Source organism: Macrococcus bovicus (assembly GCF_004359575.1).
Lineage (GTDB): Bacteria > Bacillota > Bacilli > Staphylococcales > Staphylococcaceae > Macrococcus > Macrococcus bovicus.
In genome coordinates, this window is record NZ_SCWF01000019.1 from 1 (window position 1) to 5,220 (window position 5,220).

The following is a 5,220-nucleotide window of genomic DNA, read 5'->3' on the forward strand; positions in this document are numbered from 1 at the left end:
CACATACTGCCCCCTCTCACGCAGCCGCATCTCGCCTCTTGTCGTGATGTCCTCCTTCTGCTTCTCAATGACGGGCAGACCACGGCTCAGCACGATCTCATCGCTCATCTTCTCGATCTCGAACTTCTCATAGTGCATCGTATATTTCCTGCCGTTGTCCGCATTGACCGAGTTGAAGACGATATGGTTGTGGAAGTTGCACGTGTTGCCGTGTGTATACACCACCGCCTGAAAGCCGCCGCCCAGCCGTTCGTTGATTCTCTCGGCGAGTTCATAGCCCATCTCGTTCACTTCATCAGCCGACACGTCCCGACCCTCAAAGGACTGGATCATCAGCCGTGCCTGGATGTCCTCGCCCTCTTTCAGAGCCTTGCCGTATGCACGTCTGACGACCGCAAACTCATATTCAGCGTTGGAGGGGTCACAGTTCAGCCCTGACATCGCAATGCACTTGTCCCTTCCGTTCTCTTTTCCGTCCCGTGCATAGACGATTGAAGCCCCCGAACTCTTTGACGGTGCTACTTTAGTGTATGCCACAGCCTTTTGACCTCCTCACGGATCGCAGCGATTTCCGCTGTGCTTTTTTCAAACACCTCTGTCAGCTTCAGATAGTCACTTGACGAAAAAAATCCGTATGGTCCGACTTTCTTGATTGCTTTTGCAGACTGATTGACGTTGTTTCCAATACGTCCGATCTGTCCCGTCAGTCTCGTCAGTTCAGGCACGATTGCCCTTAAATCCTCTGAAGCTACTTTGGGCTGTTGGACCTTGCCCTCTAACGCCCGTACCTTCAGATACTCGCTGATGTTCATGTTGGCACTCTTCGCTATGCCAGCAATCACATCGTACTCGTTCTCATTCACTCGGAACGAAATAATCTTCGATTTTTTCTTTTTTTCCTCGCTCACTTTCAGCCCCTACTTTCCTGAAAAATTGCTCCCTATTCGGTCTCATTTGTTTCAGAAAATTAGTGCCTAGTGACTCTGATATTGTCTGTCAATGACCCTCCCTATTCAGTCGGCTCATCTTTCAGAATTCTGTAGATTTCAATCCTCACTATTCGCTCAGATTGCCCTCAACAGAATCATATCAGAATCACAATAACATAATTTCTCCTCACAAATTTAACGAATAATTACGGTGTAATTATATCATAAAATTTTATTGAGTAGAAATCTGACTAGCAGTGTCAGTGTATACATTTGCTTCGCAAAGTATCACTGACTCACTAGGGAGGTTGAACTACGTCCCCCCTCCACCCCCTCCTTTTTTAACAGAAATATTACGCTGCAATATTTCCGTTCTTGCAGATAAAAATATTTACAGAAATGCCTCCGCCATGTCTGAAATATTTTTACACACAAAAAAACACATATGATAAATTCATATGTGTTTTTATCTTTAATAAGTATTAAATTATTAGAGAAATATTAGAATCCTTTATAAGAAGGTGTAGCAGTATAATTAACAGAATTACCTACATTCGAAATAACTTTAATTGTATTTCCTAGTGAAACATAACGATTACCTAATTGATTGCCTGCAACTGAAACCGTCGCATTGTAATCATAAGTGTTTACCAATGTACGTGTTCCACTACCAGATGTACTATGATCTGCTACTTCAACTGTCGCAGGAATAAAAGCTCTTGTACCTGCAGGAGACGAACCTAGAAAAACAGCTTTGTTGGTATAAAGTTGAAAATCAACTCTGTTATAAACTTCAGCTTGTTTTATAATGCCCCAAATTTCTTGATAAAAAGTACTGTAGTATTTGTAACCAGAAGTACCATTTTTAATATTTGCATAAGTCGTTACTTGCTTCTCGTTAGAAGAAGGAATCAGACCATCTTCAATAGGGCCAGTTTTATTACCAATAATAACCATAGATCCATCACCTAAAACTATAGCTTTTCTTTGGTTATTTGCTATTTTAGTGCTTTTTAATTTTTCATTAACTTTTTTTTGATCAAAAGCATCTAAATTTTTATTCAAATTTTCTAATTCTTTTTGAGAGTACATAGATTTGAATTTTTTATAGATTTCTACTTGTTCTGGAGAAGTAACTTGATAGGAATTGATTTCATTTTTTACTTCGTTCATTACAGTCTTATAATCTTCTTGAATGTTATTACCGGATAGAGAGGTGTTCTCATTCGCAAATGCACTTAAACCCGTTGAACTTCCAAGCATCAAAGCAGTGAACGCCAAACTTGAAATAACCTTTTTCATCTCATACCTCCAAATTTTAGTAAATTACATTCTTATATTAACATCAATTGGGTATAATAGGGATATAAATTATTGATAAGGAGGGATTTTATGGTTGATCCTATGATGATCGTAGGAGAAGTAGTCCTTGTCGTAGTAATTCTTATAATAATTTTTGTGCTGTATAAATTTTTTAGAACAAAATAAAGCAAGCCCTAATTAGGGCTTGCTTTATTAATTTTTAGTTTTAAATTTTTCGACCCACTTTGTAAACTCCGGAAGATTCGGGAGTTTAGGGAAACCTTGCGAATAATCGATGTTATCCGCTGCACTTCTCAGCACACCAAGCATCTTTTCATAAGTCTCCAGACGACGCTCGTCGTTTGGAGTTTTGAAGTTCCCGTACTGTTTTTTCTTAACTAGCATGTACTCCTCTTTAAACTGCTTCAGAGAAATCGGACGTTTGTTCTCGTTGCGTGGAAAATCATCTCCGAAAAATTCAATCAAAGTCCTATAATGTTGCTGTTCCTGTGCCTTGATCTCTTTCAGAAGTTCCTTTCTTTTCTTCTCAAGTTCCTCAAGCTCTCTTCTTTTAGCGTCCATAAAGCCCCTCCTCATTTGTTGTGTGAATAGAACGGTCCATCAAAGACTTTCAAAGTGTGCTTAGAATCGCAATATTCGATGATTTTCACTCCGTAAATTCATCAATCGTTGTCTGTCCTCTTAGTTCAGCTAGCTTTCTTCTGATTTCTTCTTTCTGCTTTTCGAGTTCCCGTTCTTCTTCTTCCGTCCTCTCAGGTGCAACATACTCTTTTCCTACCCATTCAGGTGTTTTCTCGTAAATTCCCTTTTTCAGATTAGTTCCATTTTTCTTAGAAAAATCTTCAAATTTTCCAGTCTGTTCAGCCTGCCAGGTAAATTCATAGCCGACTACTGGTGTTCCTCTTTTCCGTGATTTCAGTTTTTTGACGGAAAACCCTGGAATAAGGTCCGGAAGTTCTTTCTGCAGCTGTTTGATGACCAGTCGGTCTATATGACTAGATTTGTAGTAATCAGGCATGTCGAGGCTCTTTTTCAGTTCCTCGATTGAAAATATGAGCTTACCTTGTTTCTTGAATTGCTTGATTTTACGGTACATATTTTTGGCGTAGACCGACCTGATCTCTATGAAATCTTCGAGTTTGTAGTAAGTAAAATTAATGTTGAGACGGTTCAGAATATATTCAAAGCGAGAAGTGACCTGTACCGTTACTTTTCGTTCGTCTAAATCCACCTTGAAATATTGGAACAACGGCATAACTACATAAGATGATTTAGTCGATTCTTTATATTTCAGGTCAGTTATCTTGTCCGCAACATTTTTCATCGTCTTCGCCCATCGTTCAGGCTTTTTAGGGTCGTACTTCACAAGTTCCTTTAGTTCATCAGTGTTGAACACCACTTCATCTGTACCTTTATTCTTCATTTTGGCGATGATGCTGAAGAAAAAATTCATTTCTTCAGCTGTCCATTTACGCATAACCACGGTGTTTAAGTCGTTATGATATTTTACGACATCCAAACTTCCCCCTACTTTCAGTTCTGAAGTATTGATGAATTTTTCATCCATTTTCTGGCCCCTAACCTCTTTCTTTACGTTGTTACAAAAAGCATAACAAAAAAGCGTTATAAAAACAATTTAAATTATTGTTTTTATAACGTCCCCAAATTGTTTTTATAATCCCCAAATTGTTTTTATAACGCCCCAAATTGTTTTTATAACGTCCCCAAATTGTTTTTATAACGTCCCCAAATTGTTTTTATAACGTCCTTCAATCCCTTGGGGGAGTAAGGCTCAAAAAATCCTTAAACATCTTTTATCTTTTAAACATCTTTTAAAACATATATTAAACAGGGGGTGCCCCCCAAAAAGAAAATCTTTGAAGTCTGTATTTCTCCCCAAAATGATTGTTCAGAATCAGTCAGAAAATCAGGATAAAGATTGTTCCTGAAAAATTATCTTGAACGCCCTGCATTTCTATTCTGCAGGACAGCTGTTCTATGTCCCTGCTCAAATTCAATGCCGACTCCTTTCTCCTGTGCATTGCCTTTCAACTGCTCATAGAACGATTCAGGGCGATACTTCTCATAACGACCCGACATCAGTTCCCTGTCAGGGGACGTATAGAGCCTGTAGTTAAAAGATTCAGTGACAAGGTCGTTTGAACCGTAACGTTCAAGCTGACTGATCTGTGCTGGGGTCACCCTGTAAAGCATGGCACGCTGTGTCTCCTCGCAGTAGAGGACCATCTCCCTGTAACTGCCGTCTGGTTTAAATCCCAGTCTCTGACCGAATGATTCAAGCTCCTTTTCTCTGATTCTCTTCTTTTCTTCATCCTCATCGTCTCTTCTAAGGGGTCTAGGAGCCATTTCTAGAGGCGTTATCGTCTCTCTTGTAGTTTGGGTATCCTTTTTGATTTCCGCCCCGTCAGAGACCTTATTTGGCTTTTTAGAGGCATCCCGTTTTCTTTCAATCTCTGCCGGAGGGACAAAACCACTCCTTCTGAGAGGTCTCTCCGGCCCGCTGACGGCTTCTTTTGCCGTCTCAAGGGTTTCCGTCCTGTTCTGCTCTAAACGCTCCTCAACGGCCTCTGAGACACGCTCAGCGCTGTATTTAACGCCCAGTTTCTTCTCGTTGATAGTCTGCTGCTTGCCATTTTCGTCTGTGAAAGCATAGGTGAAGTACGTTGTATCACGCTTTTTAACGTATCTCTCCTTGACGGTCACCCCGAGGTCACTCATATTTTTCTTGAAATCCTCCAAGTATTCCGCCTTATCTTTCGACACATTCGACAGCGTTTTATCGATGGCACCGTTGAATCGCTCTTTGAGGTCGTCCTTCCACACATACTGCCCCCTCTCACGCAGCCGCATCTCGCCTCTTGTCGTGATGTCCTCCTTCTGCTTCTCAATGACGGGCAGACCACGGCTCAGCACGATCTCATCGCTCATCTTCTCGATCTCGAACTTC

At 40.7% G+C, this 5,220-nt stretch carries 6 protein-coding genes; all 6 read right to left on the minus strand.

The window, feature by feature from the left end; genetic code table 11:
• Positions 1–537: relaxase/mobilization nuclease domain-containing protein (locus ERX55_RS11140; RefSeq protein ID WP_133452656.1), on the minus strand; the 537-nt coding region annotated here is incomplete at its 3' end.
• Complete coding sequence (locus ERX55_RS11145) at positions 519–908, minus strand: plasmid mobilization protein (RefSeq protein WP_208001536.1); 390 nt, start codon at positions 906–908, stop codon at positions 519–521. The genes ERX55_RS11145 and ERX55_RS11140, both read right to left, overlap by 19 nt.
• A gap of 522 nt (positions 909–1,430) precedes the next feature.
• On the minus strand, positions 1,431–2,231 hold the full coding sequence (locus ERX55_RS11150) for a hypothetical protein (RefSeq protein ID WP_133452657.1): 801 nt from the start codon (positions 2,229–2,231) through the stop codon (positions 1,431–1,433).
• 213 nt (positions 2,232–2,444) lie between these two features.
• A complete protein-coding gene (locus ERX55_RS11155) occupies positions 2,445–2,813 on the minus strand; it encodes a hypothetical protein (protein WP_133452658.1) in 369 nt (122 codons plus the stop codon).
• Between the two features lie 85 nt (positions 2,814–2,898).
• Positions 2,899–3,819, minus strand: a complete 921-nt coding sequence (locus ERX55_RS11160) for a replication initiation protein (protein WP_133452659.1) — start codon at positions 3,817–3,819, stop codon at positions 2,899–2,901.
• A gap of 386 nt (positions 3,820–4,205) precedes the next feature.
• Positions 4,206–5,220 (minus strand): relaxase family protein (locus ERX55_RS11165; RefSeq protein WP_165983790.1); only part of this gene is annotated, 1,015 nt, incomplete at its 5' end.

What these genes read in the sequence shown, in the direction of transcription:
- ERX55_RS11150 (WP_133452657.1), bottom strand. Translation starts at nt 2,231, where the DNA reads ATGAAAAAGGTTATTTCAAGTTTGGCGTTCACTGCTTTGATGCTTGGA.
- ERX55_RS11155 (WP_133452658.1), bottom strand. Translation starts at nt 2,813, where the DNA reads ATGGACGCTAAAAGAAGAGAGCTTGAGGAACTTGAGAAGAAAAGAAAG.
- ERX55_RS11160 (WP_133452659.1), bottom strand. Translation starts at nt 3,819, where the DNA reads ATGGATGAAAAATTCATCAATACTTCAGAACTGAAAGTAGGGGGAAGT.